Source organism: Nocardia sp. NPDC050175 (assembly GCF_044459885.1).
Lineage (GTDB): Bacteria > Actinomycetota > Actinomycetes > Mycobacteriales > Mycobacteriaceae > Nocardia.
The window spans coordinates 46089-63839 of sequence record NZ_JBITJI010000023.1; the positions used below are offsets into that span (position 1 = coordinate 46089).

Here is a 17751-nt window from a genome sequence, read left to right on the forward strand (position 1 = left end):
TTTCCGCTGGTGGGGCCCAGAATTCTAGGCACTGGTTTCGGCGTGGTGGTGGGGAGTGAAAGTTGTTGCCACGGAACCGGGTCGCGCGTCCTATGATCGCCACACAGCGAGAGTGGAGATCGTCCCATGACCACAGTTGCCGACGCCGGTGCCACCGGGTATGCCCGCGTAATCGCGCCGCCGGGGTGGAGCCGTTGGCTGGTGCCACCTGCTGCGTTGTCGATTCATCTTGCGATCGGGCAGGCGTATGCCTGGAGTGTGTTCAAGCCGCCGTTGGAGAAGGCGATGGACATCTCGGGGACCGGGAGTGCGCTGCCGTTCCAGATCGCGATCGTGATGCTGGGGTTGTCGGCGGCCTTCGGCGGGACGCTGGTCGAGCGGCGGGGGCCGCGATGGGCGATGACCGTTTCGCTGGTGTGTTTCTCGTCCGGGTTGCTGATCTCGGCGGTCGGCGCGTACGCGAATGCGTACTGGCTCATCGTGTTCGGGTACGGGTTCGTCGGCGGGATCGGGCTGGGTATCGGTTACATCTCCCCGGTCTCCACGCTGATCCGCTGGTTTCCCGATCGGCCCGGCATGGCAACGGGTTTCGCGATCATGGGCTTCGGTGGTGGTGCGTTGATCGCGTCGCCGTGGACGACTCAGTTGCTCTCGAACTTCGGCAAGGACAACGTCGGCATCGCCCAGACCTTCCTGGTCATGGGCTTGGTCTACGCGGTGTTCATGTCGGTCGGCGTCCTGCTGGTTCGGGTGCCGCCGCCGGGGTGGCGGCCGACCGGCTGGGTGCCGCAGGCGAAAACGACGAAGCTGGTCAGCGAACATGATGTCGCGGCCAACGACGCGATCCGGACGCCGCAGTTCTGGCTGCTGTGGATTGTGTTGTGTTTCAACGTGACCGCGGGCATCGGCATCCTGGAGAAGGCGGCGCCGATGGTGGTCGACTTCTTCAAGCAGACCTCGACCCCGGTGACGACGGCCGCCGCGGCGGGTTTCGTCGCGGTGCTGTCCGCGGCCAATATGGCCGGACGGATCGGCTGGTCGTCGCTGTCGGATGTGATCGGCCGCAAGAACATGTACCGGATCTACCTCGGCGTCGGCGCGATCGCCTACGCGGCGGTGTGGTCGGTCGGGCAGACCAACAAGCCGCTGTTCATCCTGGGCGCGATGGTGATCCTGTCGTTCTACGGTGGTGGATTCGCCACGGTTCCGGCGTATCTCAAGGATCTCTTCGGGACCTACCAGGTGGGCGCGATCCATGGTCGGCTGCTCACCGCGTGGTCGGTGGCCGGTGTCGCCGGGCCACTGATCGTCAACGCCATCGCGGATTCCGGTGCGCGGCACGGTAGGACGGGGCCGGAACTGTACGGACCCTCGTTCGCCATCATGATCGCCCTGCTCTGCGCCGGCTTCATCGCCAACGAACTGATTCGCCCGGTGGCGGCGAGACACCATCGGAAGGTCCCCACGGAGGCCATTCGTACGGAGGGAAGCCCGGCATGACCGAACTCGACAACGCCGAAACGGCTGCGCCGCGGCGCATTCCGCTGTTGATCTTCGCCTGGCTGTGGGTAGCCGCGCCCTTTGCCTATGGGCTGGATCGCTTGATCGTGAACTTGCTCAAGCTGTTCCAATAAGTCAGATGGTTGTGTCACCGGTGTAGATGTGCAGCGGGTGTAGTCCCCACGACCTGGCGACTTTCTTAGCATGGTCGGCTAGTTCAGCTGCAGTATGCGCCATCTCGGGCTTGAAGCTTTCCAGCGCCCAGTGGATCTGGCCGCCGGATTCCGACAGCCAGGTCGCCAGCGCCACCGGTTGCCTCGTGGTGCGTGGTGCGTCGAGGCCCTGGACCACGGCGCGCTTCATGTGCAGCGACGGCTCGAAATGGCCGAGTTGCGGCGCGATATACGAGTCGAGCACGCCCATGTTGGAACACATTCCGACGGTGATCGGCACCGTCTCCAGCAGTCGGTGCACGACGCCGTCGGGCAGCACGTCGAGCAGCTCGGGTGGCATCTGGCGCGGCTGCGAGAGCACGCCGGAACCGACCGTCGCGACCGCCTCGAACGCCGCCTTGCTCACCGCGCGCAGCGAGGTCAGGTCGTGGCTGTCCAGCCATTCGCGCTGCACCACCACCGGCACCCTGGTGAACGAATTCGCGTCCTGCTGATCGTGTTCGCGCAGGACTCGCACGGCGGGCGTCAAGACCGGCGGGATGTTGTCGATCAGTGGGCAGCGGCGCAGCAGGTCGGCGGTCAACGCGAGATACAGCGTGTTGGGTGTGCCGCCGTCGCGTTCGGCCGCCGACTTCCATTGCGCCGCATCGAAGGTGACGACCGCCGACTGCTCGCGCCAACCCTGTGGGTCCGGTGCCGGCTCCGGCGTGTGGGAGAACAGTGCCGCGCGCACGGCCGCGCGATGCCGCGGATCGCGAGCAGCTCGCCGCATCTCCGTAAAGGCCTGTCGCGCAACGGTGATGCCGCGGTGCGCACCGTCGGCCAGTTCGTCCAACATGCCGACCCTGGCATCGAGACCGCCGCTCGTGGCGAGTTCCGGGTCGACCAGACCGGCCTCGGCCAGCAATCCCGCGTGGCCGTCGGCGACCGCGTGCGACTTGGTCAGGCAGACGACCATGCCACCGGAATGCGTTGGCACCGCAGACAATCGCCACCCGTATCCCCCGTCGGGATCGAGGCGATACTGCCCCTGCTCGTTCGCCCACGTCAACGCATCGGCTTCATCGATCGGATCCGGCGCGACATACAGCGGCAGCGCGGTATCGGCATGCACCCAGCGCGCCCGCGCGAACGGCACCGCCGAGCGGTGCACCCGCCGCGTCAACGGCCCGGACTTCAGCAGTGCATACATCGCATTCAGCTGCTCGTCGCTCGGCCGACGGCCGAGCACGGTCAGCGTCTGCGTGACAACGGGCATGCCGTAACCGTGGTGCAGCCGCAGGAACGCCTTGTCGGTGAGATTGACATACACCGGCGCAGCCGACGAGGCTCCACCCTGGCGACTGATCTTGTGCCGATCGGCCCGGAAGCCGCGAGTGATGGTTGCCATGAACGCTCCTGTACCTCAGGCCGCGCGATCGATCACATCTTTCGTCCGCAGCCGACACCGACCCGCTCGTCGGTTTCAAGAATTCCGGGCAATACGCCCAATCAGCGGATTCCGGTTATTCGCACCGAATAGTCACGCATCCGACATAGGTTGTCTCCCCGCCGGATTGGAAAGCAATACGCTCCCACCGAATACGAGTACTCATTCGCCAATGTAGCGTAACCGCCGATCAAGAACACCGGTGATTACCACCACATAAATAACCCGTAAGTTTTAGTACTCCGGGCGGGGCACCCTCGGCGCGGCTCGATGTTGCGAGGGACGGCCGCTCGTCCGGTGTTTCGAACCCGCGTCGCCGGGTATCTGCCGGACGTTCGGTTCGACGGAGATGAGGGCGTCTGATGAGTGGGTTGTCGACTGGGACGGATCGTACTCGCGGGCAGCGCGGTGGGGGCGGGAAGTCGTCTGCTGCGGGGCGGATCGCGCAGAACGGGGTGTTCGAGCGGTTTGCGCGGGGCGGGTTCGTCATGACGGGGATCGTGCATTTGATCGTCGGGTACATCGCGATTCGGATTGCGCTCGGCGGGTCGGGAGGTAGTGCCGATCAGTCGGGAGCTATGGCGGAACTGGTCAGCAAACCTGGCGGCGTCATCGTCATGTGGATCGGTGTTTTCGCGTTTCTGCTGATGGGGCTGTGGCGGATTGCGGAGGCGATCTTCGGTAGTTCGTCGAAGCCCGAAGCCGATAGTAAGAAGAAAGAGGCGTTCCATCGGGTCAAGGCTTTGTCGCTGGCGGTGATCTATTTCTCGTTCGCCTTGTCCGCGTTCGGATTCGCGCGCGGCAGTGGCAAATCCAGCAGCCAGCAGAGTGCCGGAACCACCGGGCGGTTGATGCAGAACACGGCGGGCAAGGTTGCCCTCGTCGTTGCCGGACTGATCATCATCGGGGTTGGTGGATACCACGTGTACAAGGGGATCAGCCGAAAGTTCCTCAAAGACCTCGAGGGCAATACCGGTGACCTGGTGCGGCGGCTCGGTATGACCGGGTACGTCGCGAAGGGGCTTGCCGTTGCCGCGATCGGGTTGCTTGTGATCCTCGCCGTGGGCCAGGCGCAGCCGGATAAGGCAGCCGGGCTCGACGGGGCGCTGAAAACCCTTGGGGCGCAGCCTTATGGCGTGATCCTGCTGGTCGTGGCCGGCCTCGGCATCATCACCTACGGTCTCTACAGCTTTGTCATGGCGCGGTACGCCAAGATGTAGCAATCGGCGGTGGGGCAAGATCGGGGTATGGGCCCTACCACCGGACCGCCGGTACCCGAGACCGTGGACGATTTCCGCGATCTCGCGCGCACCCGGCTGCGCGAATTCCCGCACACCGAAGTTCCTGACGCCCCGGGTATTCGGCGGGCGGCCGTGCTGCTGTGTGTCGTCGGCGAAAGCGACGGCGCACCGTCGGTGGTGGTCATCAGGCGGGCCTACCGTGGGCGCAATGCCGGGCAGTGGGGATTGCCCGGCGGTCGGCTGGACGAGGGTGAGACCGCGGAGCAGGCTGTATTGCGCGAGCTGCACGAGGAACTCGGCTTGACCGCCACCTCCGCAGACCTGCTCGGCAGGCTCGATGACTTCCCAGCGGCATCGGGTTTCGTGATCACTCCTTTCGTCGCGGCATTGCCGGACACCGCCGAGCTGAAGCCGAGCCCCGACGAAGTCCACTCCGTGCACTTGGTTCGGCTCACCCGACTGGCCGCGGACGATGTGCCGCACTGGGTCGCTCGGCACGAGGCCGTGCCGCAATCCGAACTGCGCGGCCCGGCGACATCCGTCCCGGAAGACGTTGGCCTGCTCCAGATGCGGCTCGGCGAGGGCATGACCATTCATGCCCCCACCGGCGCGCTGCTCTGGCAGTTCCGCGAGGTGGTGCTACTCGGGCGCGATCACGCCAACGCCCGAGTAGCGCATTTCACTCAACCCGACTGGACTCAGCACTGACACCGAGTTCAGGCAGCGCGGCGGGCCATCGCATGCACGGTGCCGTCCGTGCTGAGCACGAACAACCAGTCACCCGTCACCGACATCGCCGAGGCGACCGACCCACCTAAGTCGTACTGGTTCAACACTTTTCCGGTCTTCCGGTCGAGCACAACCAGTCTCCCGTCCCAGGTGCCGACGTAAACCACGGTCTCGGTGGTCAGCGCGTGCATCGCAGGCGCGTTCGGCGCGGCCGTACACCCGGCCGCCACCCGCGCGGGATCATCGAGCGGACCAGTGCCCGGCAGATAGCCGATTCCGGTCTGCCACAAGGCTTCAGCCGGTTTACTCGCCGAGGTATCGAACGCACGGACGGTGCCATCGATGGCCGCGACGTAGACCAGCTGTCCGCGAACGGCGGGACTGGTTACCGGCGGCGGCCCCGGTTCACAAGCGCTGCCCGGGATGTCGGCGTGCCACAGTGCGCGCCCGTCGCGCGGGTCATGGCCACTGAGACCCCCACCGGTCATGGTGACCAGCTGACGATCTCCGTCGGTGAACGCCGGCGACGAGTGACTGAACAGTCCGCCCGCGGTATCGACGGAGTAGCGGCGACCGCAGGTGGTCAGGTCCATCGCGATGAGCGTCTGGCTCGAACCCGACTGCAGGTAAGCGGTTTTCGCGTCCGCGCCGCGCACGGCGGTGCTGTGGAACTCGCCCCACCCCGCAGGTGCGGCGAAGCCACCGTCGAGCCGCTTCCCGGTCCCGGCGTCGCGGCAGACGATCTGGTCGTACGCCTGGTAAACCGCGACCGCGCGATGCTGCTCGGGCAGGTCGAAGACGCTCACCGGACCACCTGCCCGCCCGTAGCGGCGCACGGTCTTTCCGGTGCGGTTCTCGTCATCGATGGTCTGCCAATCGACGGCACCGGTACGCGAGTTGAGCGCGTAGACCCGGCCGACCGCGGTGCTGAGATACACCCGGCCGCCCTGCACGGTCGGGAAGGACTCGGCATCACCGTCCAGATAGGTCCGCCACAGCTCCCTGCCGGTATCGCGGTGATAGGCCAGCACCTGGTTGTAGGGCGAGGCGAAGGCCTGGGCGGTCACGATCACGAGATCGCCGGCCACGGCGGCACCGTTGAGGCCGAAGTGCTCACCGGTGTTGGCCGACCACCGCTGGTCCAGCACGGCACCCGGGTCGGATGCCGCGGCGGAGCCACCGGATTCGGTACCGCCCTGGCGCAGCCAGTCGGCACCGGCCGCCGGTGGCGGGCCGACGGTTAACACTCGGAACGTGCCCTGCATCGCGGGCCATTTCCCGCCCGCGGTATCGGTTGCGGTCGCCTCGACGCGGTAGGTCCCCGGCTGCAGAAACGGAATGCTGCCGTGTGCGGTCGCCCAATTGGCGCGGATGGCCGGGCACGACTCGGCCCGCCCACCAGGCGGGGTGTAGCAGTTCACCCAGCCGGGCGGTGCTTGCGTGCTGCCGAAGCGCAGGTCCGCGCGCCACGCCTCGCCGCCGCGTTCGTCACGGACCAGCACCTGGGCACCAGCCGGAGTCCGACCTGCGTCCTCGACGTACAGGTCGACCGGGATGGCGGCACCTGCCCGATACGCACTGTCCGGTGCGGGACTGACCAGCGCCGTCCGGTCGCGCACGAAGAACTGCCGGTGCGTGCCGGAAACGTAACCGGTGTCCTCGTTCACCGGCGTCGCCGGATCGTCGGTGATACCGGCGAAGTCCAGCACCTTGTAGCCGGGCCGCGCGCCGTCGATGCCGTAGGTGGCGCCCATGTTGTTCACCTCCACCGAGCGCGGGAACGCGCCGCGGCGGAACTCGGTCTGCTGATTGTGGCCCGCGGCGAACATCCGCACGTCGTAGCGGGCGAGTTCGTCAACGATCGGCTGAATGGCTTGTCCCGCGCCCCATTTGGTGAACAGCGAGCGATGGGCGAAGACGAACACCTGTTTGCCGGTGGCATGGCGGCGCAGATCCTCGCGCAGCCATTGCAGTTGCGGGCCGAGACCGGAGGTGTCGTAGTTGTCCTCCAGCACCACGAGGTGACGGCCGTTGCGGTCGAAGCTGTACCACTCCGGTCCCATGTTGCGCCGATAGATCTCCATGCTCGCGGCGTACCCGTTGGTCTTTCCGGTCCCGCCCGCGTCGTGATTGCCCATCACCGGATAGAACGGCCGGCCGAAGCGGCCCTTGGTCAGGCCGGTGCGCAGGATGTCGTAGCTGCCCTGGCGACGCTCGGGCGCGGTGTAATCGGTGACGGTGATGTCGCCGGTCGCGATGGCGACGGTAGCTTCCCGGTTCCGCGCCATTGCCTCGACCTGGCCGGTCCACTGGGCCAGCGTGTTCGCCGCGGATGCGTCGCTGCGATTGTCGGTTTCACTGTCGGACAACATCAACCACGGCTCGCGTGGATCCGCCGCGCGCTTGTCGGGGACGAGGGCGAAGTCGATGTTGTCCTGCCGGGGCTTGCCCTCGTCGAGCGCGCGAAAGTAACGCGGGACCGAATCCTCCCGCAGCACCGGGGTGTACCCATCCGGTGAGACGATGTTGATCAGATCGGTTTCCCGCCGACCTGGATCGATCCGCAGCCGGTAGCCGCCGTCTTTCTCGGTCTTCGCCCAGACCGCTCCGTCGGTGACAGAGACGCCCCCCAGTCCTTGCTCGCCACTGTCACGAATTCCGTTGCCGTTCAAGTCGATGAATACCGTGCCCCGCGCCTCGACCGAGGCGTCCGCCGCGTACGCCGGACCAGGTGCGGTAATCATGGTCAGGATAATGAAAAGACCTATCAGACATTTCCACACGGAACTAATTCTATTGGAATAAACCCGCTGCGCCCCCCGCTCTCGCTACAGTTCGCCTGCCGTACCGCCGATGTTCAGTCCCCTGCGCCGAGAAGTCGATTCCAGGTCTTCCAATGGCCGAGAAATGCCCTCGGGCAGCTGGATTCGTTAATCCGCCGAAGTCCTATCCCTCCACAAAAGTCACCGCATCCCGACGTCGACGATCCACCGTCACCGTGAATACGTCGGGGCGGGAGTAGTGCCCCGTCGGGTCGAAATTCTGTCGTTCCCTTGCGACTTCGGCCGGATCGATATCGGCGATGACGAGACGCTCTTCGCCGATCACGGGTTCGACCAACCAACTGCCGTTCGGGCCCGCGATGGCGGATCCACCGTCGTAGCCCGCCGATTGGTCGAGCGCGAGCAGTTCGTCGCGGAACGGGAAATCGGTTGGCACGTCGGCATAGTCGAGCACGGCGCCGACCGCGAGCGAGTACACCCGACCTTCCATGGCGACGAAACGGGTGATGTCCCTGGTGTTTCGGACCGAGCCCGGCCAGGTGGAGACGTGCAGGGTCGCGCCGTCGGCATACAGTGCGTGCCGCGCCTGCGGCATCCAGTTCTCCCAGCAGGACAGTCCGCTGACCCGGAACTCGCCGACGTCGTGCGCGCGCAGCCCGTGCCCGTCGCCGATCCCCCAGACCATCCGTTCCTCGTGCGTCGGCATCAGCTTGCGGTGCGCGCTGACCACGCCGCGGGCCGGATCGATGGCGACCAAGGTGCAGTACACCGTGCCGCGAACGCGCTCGGTGATGCCGAGGTAGCAGAACACGCCGAGGTCGGCGACCGCCTCGCGCACTGTGGCGAGGTGCGGGCCGTCGAGCGTGACCGCCGCATCCAAATAGTAAGCGTAGGCGGCCTTTTGGGCCGGATTGTCGAATCGAGCTCCGCCGGTCCGCGCCAACCAGATCGGGTAGCCGGACAGGAACGTCTCAGGGAAGGCGACGAGATCCACTCCCGCCGCCGCGGCCTTGGTCAAGTAGTCGACAACAATCTTCGTCCCGGCCGTAGGGTCGAGCCAGGCAGGCCGTGCCTGCGCCGCAGCAATTCGCATGACCCGACACTAACCAAATCGCCAAATGCACAACGGCTTTGCCGTATTCAATTGCCCTCGCCGATCTGCCCGTTCATCCAGTCACCGAGCCACTGGATGGCGTTGCGGCCCGAGTCGTCGACAACGAGCGCGCCGTAATTGATGTGTGCGTTCGAGGCGAAAAAGCTTGCCGCGCTGAAGCCGTCGCGAATAAGGGCAAGCAGGTTGAGCCCTCGCGTCGGCGGCGCGGTCTTGGCGAGCGCATCACTCAGATCGTCGAGGTCGAGGTGCTGGGAGTTGTTGCTGGTGAGCAGGCCGGTCGCGACCGAGGCCAGCTCGAGGCCGACCGGCAGCAGGCCGGACAGCACGGCGGCGGCACCGGCCGGGTCGGCCGCCTGCCCGGGCGGCGGAGCCAGTTTCTCCAGCACGGACCACGCGATTTCCTGGATCTGGCCGACGAGGGTCGCCATCCGGATGACATCGACGTTGGACAGGATCGAGGTCATCGACGTCGCGATCTGGACGTAGCCCTGCGGGTTCGGCACGGTCGACAGCACCTGTGCGACCGACTTCAGGTCGGCGCTGGCGACCAGGTCGACCAATGGTTTGAACTGGTTGTTCAGCGCACCGGCGACCTGATGGGCGCCCTGGGCGTCCATCGCCGCCACCTTCTGCGGCAGCAGCGCGAGGTTGTCCAGGATCGCGCGGAAGTCGAGCGCGGTGACGTTGGCGACGGCATCGAGCGTCTGGTCAATCGCCACAGTGGGTTTCAGCATCGCCAGGATCTTCGCCGCCGAGTTGAGCAGGGCCGCGGGCAGGTCGGCCAGCGGTGCGACCTGACCGACGAGTGCATTGATCTTGATCGTCAGCGTGGCCGCGTCGGGCGAGTTCGCTTTGAGTGTCCGAATTCCCCTGCCCAACAGGCTGGTCGCGGTATCGGCGATCGCGCTCACCGCCGTCGCGGCGCCGGTCAGGTCGGATTCCTCGACCTTGGTCAGCACCTGGCCCGCATTGTTCTCCGCGGATCCAGCCGGGGCAGCGGCCAATCGATCGGCGGCGCTGGAATCTTGCAGACCGGCAAGGGTTTTGAGGGTGACCTCCAGCTTTGCCGCGGTGTCGCGGACGCGGGTCAGGTTGATGCCGCCCGGCGCGCTCAGGCTGGTGGACAGCTCGTCGACGGCACCGGCCAGGCCGGGGAGGTCGGCTTTGTTGACATTCGCCGTCAGGGTCTTGGCCATGCTGGAGTTGCCGAGCACCTTGCTCAGCAGCGAGCCGAGTTTCCCGAGTAACGGGTTGTCGCCCTTCTTGATCGAGCAATACAGGTCGCCCGGGTCGCAGATCGAACTGACTCGACCGCTGAGCTTGCCCATGCCCGCCGGCCGGGGATCGGCGATCCCCGAGCCCGCGGTGTGCGGGCCTACGGCGGTCTCGCCCTTGGTGCCTGCGGCGGGGTCAGCGATCAGGCCGACGGCCAAAACCCGGTCCGGCGGCACGGGTCCGCGGTCGTTGCCGATCTCGGCGGCGACGTCACCCGCGGCGTCCGCGCCCTGGCTGTAGCCGGTGATGGTGAATTTGGCGGCGGGACAACGTCTGTCGTAGTCGCGCAGCGCCTTGCGGGCATTGACCAGCGCGGTGTTCTTGCTGTCCGCGTAGGTGTGACCGTTGTCGAAGGCACGGGCCATGTATGGCGTGAAGTAGATGTCGGACTTCGGGCCCTGCTGACGCTGGATCGCCTCGGCGATCGGCCGGAGCATGCCGATCGGCTGTGCGGGATCGGCGTTTTCGTTGGTCTCCCAGGTGCCCGGGATGAACAGATTGAACGTCTCGGCGCAGTCGGGCGGTGCCGAGTGCGCGAAGGCCGGAGCGGCGACGGCAGCGGGAGCGACGGCCACCCCGATGGCCACTATCGTCGCCATCACGTAGCGATTGGACGAATGCAGGACTGACATCTGAACCTCACTACCGAGCTCGGTCGACCGCTCATCGCCGAACGGCAGAGTCGGCCGATTCGACCGGAGAACAACGGGGGAAGCGGGCGAGGAGGTATCGCGCGGAATTTCCTTGACACTGCTCACGCATATTCAGCGCGGCGACCGTTGACGCCGCGCTGAATATCGCGAATTACCGGTCAGGACACATTGCCGACAAGCAGGCTGAGCAGTTTCAGGGCCACCTTGGCGATATCCAGCCCGGTGCCGAGTGATCCGGTCGATGATCCACCGCCGCTGAGCGAATCGCCCGCATCGCTGGAGCCCGAGCTCGTGGCGATGTAATTAACGGTGTCCATAACGCTGAGGAGAGTCGACATGTCTCAAACCGCCTGTCTTGTAACGGTATTACACCGAGCAGCACCTGAGCTCAGGTGCCGTGACTATGGGATGTTGGCAGCCACAAGATTCCCCTGGGATCCCCGCCGCGTCCAGACGCTCAACTGGGGAAGTTGGACCCCCGTGCACCATTCGGAGCGAATGTCGGTGGCAGACCGGCAGGTTTTCTGATCTCCCCACTGTGGACTGGGGAACGCTGATGAGGCTTTTTCGTGGCGACCGGCCGAAGATTGCCCACCCCTTGCAACGGCGATCGAGTTGTATTGCATACTATGCAATATCGGTTGCGCCACTTGCGGACTGGTGTGACGTACGACATTCTGACCCGAACGCGGGACCGGCCGCGGGAGGGAAGGAGAAAACCGTGCGCGATGGTGAACTCGGACGGCGGCGTCTGCTCGGGATAATGGGTGGCGCGGTCGGTGTCGGTGTCGCGGTGACAGCCGGAGTCTTACGTCCGGCGCTAGCGGGCGCGGCGAATGGGACTCGCGCGTTCCTCGGTTCCTATACCTCCAGTGGCGCAGGCGGTTCCGGTATCAGTGTCGCCGCCGTCGATCCCGGCACCGGTCGGCTGACCGTGGAAAGCACTGTGGACGTGGCCGATCCGTCCTTCCTCGCGTTCTCGCCCGACCGGCGTTACCTCTACGCGGTGAACGAAGGCTCAGGCGCGGGCACGGCCACCGCAGTCGACCTCCGGTCGCCGCGGCCGACTGTATTGAATACGGTTGCTGTGCAAGGCAATGCGCCAACGCACCTCTGCGTCACCCCGGACGGCCGTTACGTGCTGACCGCCAACTACGAGTCGGGCAGCGTCAGCGTGCTCGCCGTGGCCGACGACGGACGACTCGGCGCGGTCACCGATGTCGTCCAACACACCGGCAGCGGACCGGATCCGGATCGACAGTCCGCACCGCATGCGCATCAGGTATCGATCGATCCCTCCGGACGCTGGGTGCTGGTGGTGGATTTGGGCGTCGACTCGGTGTACGTCTACGAACTGGCCGGGGGCAAGCTGAATCAGCACGCGCAGGTCACGATGACACCCGGCAGCGGACCACGGCACCTGACCTTCCATCCCAACGGCCGCAACGCGTTTCTGGCCAACGAACTGAATTCCACAGTGACGGTGCTCGATTGGCAGGCCGACCGCGGCGAACTGCGCGCCGGGCAGTCGCTCCCCGCGGACCTGAACAGCGGCGGCGATCGGAACTACCCGTCCGCGCCGGTGGTCGCCAAGGACGGTCGCTTCCTCTACCTCGCCAACCGTGGCCACGACAACGTCGCGACCTTCGCCATTGTCGGCGGGCTGCTGGTGCCGGTGGGCACTACGCCGTGTGGTGGAAAGTTCCCCCGCGATCTGACGCTGAGCCCGGATGGCCGGCGGCTGTACGCGGCCAATCAGAAGTCGAACTCGGTGGCCTGGCTGGACCTCGATCCCACCACCGGCCTGCCCGCCGCGCCGTCGGCCATGCTGGATGCGACGGCGGCCACCTGCGTGCTGTTCGAGTAACGGGCGTGTCGACCCGATAACGAGATACCTTGTCGCACAAAGGATTCTAAATCTCCTGAGACACCAGGCCGATGAGTCCCCAGTTGTGCGCCCAGTCGAGATGGGCGGCCGGGTGTGGTTCTACTTGGTCATGAATCACACCCATCGCAGTTACGGCGGAGTGATCGACCTACGCAGGATCACGCACATCACGCTGGGTTTGCTGATCGTGGCGGGCAGCCTGGTCGCCGCGCCCACCGCATTGGCCGAAGCGGACGCCGGTCGGCTCGGCAACCTCAGCGGCATCGCCGACGACGGCGTGACGACCACCATGCACTCCGGCGCGGCCGCGGTCCGGGTGAGCTTCCCCAACTCCGGCGCGGTGCGCGTGCAGCTGGCACCCGACGGCAAGTTCACCGACCCGGCCCGCGACAAGATCGTCCTGCCGACCAAGCTCCCGCCCGCCGCCGCGCACCGGACCGACAAGGGCGACTACTGGGCCATCGCCACCTCCGGTGTCACCTTGCGCGCGTACAAGACTCCACTGCGCTTCGCGCTCTACGACGGCGCCGACGCCAAGCAGCTATGGGCCGAGTCCGCGCCGCTGTCCTGGACCAAGACCGCGACAACGCAAAGCCTCGGCCGCGGCCAGAACGAGCAGTTCTTCGGCGGCGGCGAGCAGAACGGGCGGTTCAGCCACCGCGACCAGACCGTCAAGATCTTCGCCGACGACAACTGGAACGACGGCGGGGCGCCGAACTCACAGCCGTTCTACCTATCCAGCAACGGATACGGGGTGCTGCGCAATACCTTCGCGCCGGGCAACTACGCCTTCACCGATCCGGCGCGCACCACGCACGAGGAACGCCGCTTCGACGCGATCTACGTCGTCGGCGACGGCCCCAAATCGGTGATCTCCGCCTACACCGCGCTGGTCGGCAGGCCGTTCCTGCCGCCGATCTACGGACTGGAGATGGGCGACTCCGACTGCTACCTGCACAACGCCAACCGCGGTGAGCGGCACACCCTGGACGCGGTCGACATCGCCGACGGGTATGTGCGCAACCAGATGCCGAACGGCTGGATGCTGGTCAATGACGGCTACGGCTGCGGCTACGAGAATCTGCCGCAGGTCGGCGAGGGGCTGCGCAAGGACAACATGCAGCTCGGGTTGTGGACCGAGAACGGGCTGCCGCATCAGGCCGACGAGGTGAAAGCCGGTGTGCGCGTGCGCAAGCTGGACGTGGCCTGGGTCGGCCCCGGGTATCAGTTCGCCTTGGACGGCTGCGACAGCGCGCACCGCGGCATCGAAGAGAACAGCGACGCCCGAGGTTTCGTCTGGACGCCGGTGAGTTGGGCAGGCGCGCAACGCTGTGCGGTGTTGTGGAGCGGCGACCAGTCCGGCACCTACGACTACATCCGCTGGCAGATCCCCACCTACGCGGGTTCGACGATGTCCGGCATCGCGTACAACAGCGGCGACGTCGACGGAATCTTCGGCGGCAGCCCGCGCACCTACACCCGCGACCTGCAGTGGAAGGCGTTCCTGCCCACCATCATGTCGATGGACGGCTGGGCACCCAACGACAAGCAGCCGTGGCGCTACGGCGAGCCCTACACCTCGATCAACCGAAAGTACCTGCAGCTCAAGGAAAGACTGCTGCCCTACACCTATTCGTACTCGGTCGAGGCGAATCGCACCGGCGTGGGCCAGGTTCGGCCGCTCGCGCTGGAGTACCCGAAGGATCCCGCGACGTGGGGCGACCAGGCGCGCTACGAATTCCTTTCCGGGAAGGACTTTCTCGTCGCGCCCGTGTACAACGACGCCGAAAAACGCGACGGCATCTACCTGCCGGAGGGCACCTGGATCGACTATTGGAGCGGCCGCAGCTGGACCGGGCCGACCACGGTGAACGACTATCGCGCTCCACTGGACACGCTGCCGCTGTTCGTGCGCGCGGGCGCGGTGGTGCCGATGTGGGCCGAGGGCACCCAGTCGTGGCAGACCCGCGACAAGAGTGTGCTGGATCTGGACGTCTACCCGCAGGCCGGGGGCAACTTCACGCTGGTCGAGGACGACGGGGTCACCCGTGGCTACCAGCGCGGCGAACAAGCCTCACAAAACTTCGCCGTACGCTCGGCGTCCGGTTCGACCGAGGTGACCATCGGCGCCAGTTCGGGTTCGTATCCTGGCAAGCCCGCCGCCCGGCGCTATGAACTCACGGTGCACTCCGCTTCGGCCCCGAAGGCCGTCCAGACCGCCGCCGGTCCGCTGACCCAACGTGCCAGCCGCGCCGACCTCGATCGCGCACCCAACGGATGGTGGTTCGACCCGCAGGATCGCGGCGGCGTCGTGCACGTCAAAACCGATCCGATCGCCGCGGCGAACAGTCAGTCGGTGACACTGCGCTGATTATCGGAGGGTGCGTGTTCGGAGTGAGGGTGGTTAACTCCTCCTCGGATTATCGTGCTCGAAGGGAGTTAGGGGTAGGCGTGGTGCAACTCGGAGTGAACGAGTCATTCGCGGACTACCTCATCGAGGGCGTGCTCGGCCGGGGCGGGATGGGCACCGTGTATTTGGCGCAGCATCCGCGGCTACCGCGCCGGGTCGCCCTCAAACTGCTCAATCGCGAGGTCTCGGCGGAGCCGGAATTGCGGCGGCGGTTCGAGCAGGAGGCCAACGTCGTCGCGCGGTTGGATCATCCTGGCATCGTCGGCATTCACGATCGTGGCACGCACGACGGGCACCTGTGGATCGCCATGCAGTACATCCACGGCTCCGATGCCGCCCGGTTGAATCCGCGGGACGTGCCGATCGACCGCGCGCTGCGCATCGTCTCCGAGACCGGGGCGGCGCTCGATTACGCGCACAGCCGCGGCGTGCTGCACCGTGATATCAAACCGGCGAACATCCTGTTGTCGTCGCCGGATACCGGTCGCGCGGAACGCGCGGTGCTGACCGATTTCGGCATCGCCCGGCTGCTCGACTCGAACACGCAGCTGACCGTGAGCGGGACGTTCAACGCCACCCTCGCGTACGCCTCGCCGGAACAGCTCTCCGGCGAGCCGGTCGATCACCGCTCGGATCAGTACTCGCTCGCGTGCACTCTGTTCACGCTGCTGGCGGGGCACGCACCGTTCGCGGCGACCAATCCCGGGCAGGTCGTCGCCGGGCATATCAGCAAGCCGGTGCCGCGACTCAGTTCCGTGCGGCCCGACGCACCGCCCGCGTTGGACGAGGTGATCGCCAAGGCGATGGCCAAGCGACGCGACGAACGATTCGGCAGCTGCCGCGAGTTCACCTCGGTGGCGTGGGATTCCCTGCATGGTCGGGCGGCTCCGGCCCGAATCACGCCGCCGCCCAACCGGATAGCTTCGACGGCGTTGAACCAGAACGGTCAGGGTCGGCAGGCCCCACCGACTCCGGCACCGGTGGCGAAGCCAGCTCCGACATCCGCCACCAAGTCTGCTCCAACACCAGCGGCCCAGTCCGCACCCGCATCGGTTGCCCAGCCCGCACGTCAGCCGGTACCGGCGAGTGGTCGAGGCCGTGCGATGGGTGCCGCCATACTCGCGTTTCTGCTCGCCTGCGTCGTCACGGCGCTGGTGGTGAACCCGCGGATACGGGTCGTCCGCGCCCTCATCGAGTTTCGGGACCCACACATCGCGCCCTATGCCGCAGCGGGCGTAGCGGCCGCGGGCGCGGCGCTGCTGTTGCTCGGCGGCGCGGTACTGCTGCTCGCGCGCAGGCGGTTCGGCCGGGTGCTGGTGGTTTTGGGGTGCCTCGGCTATCTGGCGAGCCTGGTCCCGGTCCGATTCGAGTACGACAGCCCGAAGGGCACCACCGGCTTGACCATGGCCGTGGGATTGGCGTTGCTGATGCTGACGCTGATATCGACGCTGTCCAAGCCGACGGCTCGCTGGTTGCGGACCGCCGGCTCCGGACGTCGGTAAGCCCTATTCAGGGAGACTGTCGGCCAACGCGTTTCGCATCACGTATTCCACGCCGGGGTCACCGGGCAGCGTCCAGTTGGGACCAACGAAGTACCTGGCCGCGTCCTTGTCGCCCTTGGCGAGATACTCCATCCACGCCAAGGTGATGGGGGCGAACGGATTGTGCGCGGGATCGTCCATCGGCGTGATGTGGGTGCCGCCTCGAATGCACGCCAGATACGCCGGAACTGTTATGGCGGTGTGGTATTGGGTCCACATCGGGTGGTACCAGTGCCAGACGATCGCGTCGTTGCAACCGGTGAGATAGAGGACCGGCACGTTGAGGAGAATGCCGAGCGCGTAAGGCGACGGCTCGGTGGGCACCGCGCCGATGATCCGCACATCCGGATCGATCATGTGCCATGCGTCGGGCGGCAGGCTCGCGTTGAGCTGGGTTGCTCCGCCGCCGCCGGAGTGTCCGGCGAAGATGACGCGGCTCAGATCCACCTTGCCGAACATCGGACTGTCGGGATTTTTGCCGGCATTCGACAGTGCCTGTACGCCACCGAGACCCATTTCGGGGGTCGAATTGAGCAGGTCGTACGGCATCGCGATCACGTATCCGTAGCTGGCCCAGAAGCGTGCACTCGAGTCGTAATACCCGGGATCCTGGCCGGTGCCCGGCGAGTAGACGAGCACCGGAAGCCGATCCATGTTCGCGATGTCCTTCGGGTAGTAGAAGGTGACACCGAACGGTGAATCCGTTCCCGACGGAAATATATTCGTGCATTGCAGTTCCGACTGATTACCCCAGAATCGCCAGGTGTTGTTGATGGTGGATCCATACGGCGATGAATCACAACTGTGCGTGGCGGTGGTTTGCGCCGTCTCGTACGGCCCCGGTTCGGCATACCGGCTCAGTGGCACATCTCCTGGCGCGAAACCATCTTCGGCTGCGACAGTCGGAGCAGTGCCGATCGCTAGACCGGTCAGGATATTTGCCGCGAGAAAGACAACGCCCAGTGCGCGGACGACTTTCGCCGGCCGACCCCCGCCGAATCGTTCGGTACGCAAA

13 protein-coding genes are annotated in these 17751 nt (G+C 66.0%); 7 read left to right on the forward strand and 6 right to left on the reverse strand.

The window, feature by feature from the left end:
* The first annotated feature begins 126 nt into the window (after nucleotides 1–126).
* Together ACIBK2_RS44535 and ACIBK2_RS44540 are read left to right on the forward strand one after the other, a co-directional pair.
* Nucleotides 127–1500 (forward strand): OFA family MFS transporter, encoded by a 1374-nt coding sequence (locus tag ACIBK2_RS44535; protein ID WP_396977121.1) that lies wholly within the window; start codon nucleotides 127–129, stop codon nucleotides 1498–1500.
* A complete protein-coding gene (locus tag ACIBK2_RS44540; protein WP_357377532.1) occupies nucleotides 1497–1634 on the forward strand; it encodes a hypothetical protein in 138 nt (45 codons plus the stop codon). Before ACIBK2_RS44535 ends, ACIBK2_RS44540 begins: the two co-directional genes overlap by 4 nt.
* Nucleotide 1635: 1 nt before the next feature.
* Here the strand turns inward: ACIBK2_RS44540 and ACIBK2_RS44545 are convergent, their stop codons facing one another.
* Nucleotides 1636–3063, reverse strand: coding sequence for a hypothetical protein (locus ACIBK2_RS44545; protein ID WP_396977124.1), 1428 nt, complete (start codon nucleotides 3061–3063; stop codon nucleotides 1636–1638).
* Nucleotides 3064–3590: 527 nt separating this feature from the next.
* On the opposite strand from ACIBK2_RS44545, the gene ACIBK2_RS44550 reads away from it, so the two are divergent.
* Nucleotides 3591–4322, forward strand: coding sequence for a DUF1206 domain-containing protein (locus tag ACIBK2_RS44550; RefSeq protein WP_396977126.1), 732 nt, complete (start codon nucleotides 3591–3593; stop codon nucleotides 4320–4322).
* Between the two features lie 27 nt (nucleotides 4323–4349).
* Nucleotides 4350–5051: an NUDIX hydrolase gene (locus ACIBK2_RS44555; protein WP_396977128.1), complete on the forward strand. Its 702-nt coding sequence runs from the start codon at nucleotides 4350–4352 to the stop codon at nucleotides 5049–5051.
* 8 nt (nucleotides 5052–5059) lie between these two features.
* On the opposite strand, the gene ACIBK2_RS44560 is transcribed toward ACIBK2_RS44555, so the two are convergent.
* From ACIBK2_RS44560 to ACIBK2_RS44575, 4 genes are all read right to left on the reverse strand, one after another.
* Nucleotides 5060–7816: a PQQ-binding-like beta-propeller repeat protein gene (locus ACIBK2_RS44560; RefSeq protein ID WP_396977129.1), complete on the reverse strand. Its 2757-nt coding sequence runs from the start codon at nucleotides 7814–7816 to the stop codon at nucleotides 5060–5062.
* A gap of 202 nt (nucleotides 7817–8018) precedes the next feature.
* Entirely contained in the window at nucleotides 8019–8948 is a 930-nt protein-coding gene (locus tag ACIBK2_RS44565) for a carbon-nitrogen hydrolase family protein (protein WP_396977131.1), read from the reverse strand.
* 47 nt (nucleotides 8949–8995) lie between these two features.
* Entirely contained in the window at nucleotides 8996–10876 is a 1881-nt protein-coding gene (locus ACIBK2_RS44570; RefSeq protein WP_396977132.1) for a cutinase family protein, read from the reverse strand.
* A gap of 179 nt (nucleotides 10877–11055) precedes the next feature.
* Entirely contained in the window at nucleotides 11056–11214 is a 159-nt protein-coding gene (locus ACIBK2_RS44575; protein WP_396977134.1) for a hypothetical protein, read from the reverse strand.
* A gap of 404 nt (nucleotides 11215–11618) precedes the next feature.
* On the opposite strand from ACIBK2_RS44575, the gene ACIBK2_RS44580 reads away from it, so the two are divergent.
* From ACIBK2_RS44580 to ACIBK2_RS44590, 3 genes are all read left to right on the forward strand, one after another.
* Nucleotides 11619–12764: a lactonase family protein gene (locus ACIBK2_RS44580; RefSeq protein WP_396977135.1), complete on the forward strand. Its 1146-nt coding sequence runs from the start codon at nucleotides 11619–11621 to the stop codon at nucleotides 12762–12764.
* Between the two features lie 130 nt (nucleotides 12765–12894).
* Complete coding sequence (locus tag ACIBK2_RS44585; RefSeq protein ID WP_396977137.1) at nucleotides 12895–15156, forward strand: TIM-barrel domain-containing protein; 2262 nt, start codon at nucleotides 12895–12897, stop codon at nucleotides 15154–15156.
* A 95-nt stretch (nucleotides 15157–15251) separates the two neighbouring features.
* The gene (locus tag ACIBK2_RS44590; RefSeq protein WP_396977139.1) at nucleotides 15252–16697 is read left to right on the forward strand and encodes a protein kinase; all 1446 of its coding nucleotides are present in this window, start codon (nucleotides 15252–15254) and stop codon (nucleotides 16695–16697) included.
* 3 nt (nucleotides 16698–16700) lie between these two features.
* Here the strand turns inward: ACIBK2_RS44590 and ACIBK2_RS44595 are convergent, their stop codons facing one another.
* Nucleotides 16701–17750, reverse strand: a complete 1050-nt coding sequence (locus tag ACIBK2_RS44595) for an alpha/beta hydrolase (protein WP_396977141.1) — start codon at nucleotides 17748–17750, stop codon at nucleotides 16701–16703.
* Nucleotide 17751: the final 1 nt, after the last annotated feature.

Excerpts from the sequence above, each read along its gene's own strand:
- ACIBK2_RS44560 (WP_396977129.1), bottom strand. The coding sequence starts at position 7,816 with ATGATTACCGCACCTGGTCCGGCGTACGCGGCGGACGCCTCGGTCGAG.
- ACIBK2_RS44535 (WP_396977121.1), top strand. The coding sequence starts at position 127 with ATGACCACAGTTGCCGACGCCGGTGCCACCGGGTATGCCCGCGTAATC.
- ACIBK2_RS44570 (WP_396977132.1), bottom strand. The coding sequence starts at position 10,876 with ATGTCAGTCCTGCATTCGTCCAATCGCTACGTGATGGCGACGATAGTG.
- ACIBK2_RS44545 (WP_396977124.1), bottom strand. The coding sequence starts at position 3,063 with ATGGCAACCATCACTCGCGGCTTCCGGGCCGATCGGCACAAGATCAGT.
- ACIBK2_RS44565 (WP_396977131.1), bottom strand. The coding sequence starts at position 8,948 with ATGCGAATTGCTGCGGCGCAGGCACGGCCTGCCTGGCTCGACCCTACG.
- ACIBK2_RS44550 (WP_396977126.1), top strand. The coding sequence starts at position 3,591 with ATGACGGGGATCGTGCATTTGATCGTCGGGTACATCGCGATTCGGATT.
- ACIBK2_RS44555 (WP_396977128.1), top strand. The coding sequence starts at position 4,350 with ATGGGCCCTACCACCGGACCGCCGGTACCCGAGACCGTGGACGATTTC.
- ACIBK2_RS44585 (WP_396977137.1), top strand. The coding sequence starts at position 12,895 with ATGAATCACACCCATCGCAGTTACGGCGGAGTGATCGACCTACGCAGG.
- ACIBK2_RS44575 (WP_396977134.1), bottom strand. The coding sequence starts at position 11,214 with ATGGACACCGTTAATTACATCGCCACGAGCTCGGGCTCCAGCGATGCG.
- ACIBK2_RS44540 (WP_357377532.1), top strand. The coding sequence starts at position 1,497 with ATGACCGAACTCGACAACGCCGAAACGGCTGCGCCGCGGCGCATTCCG.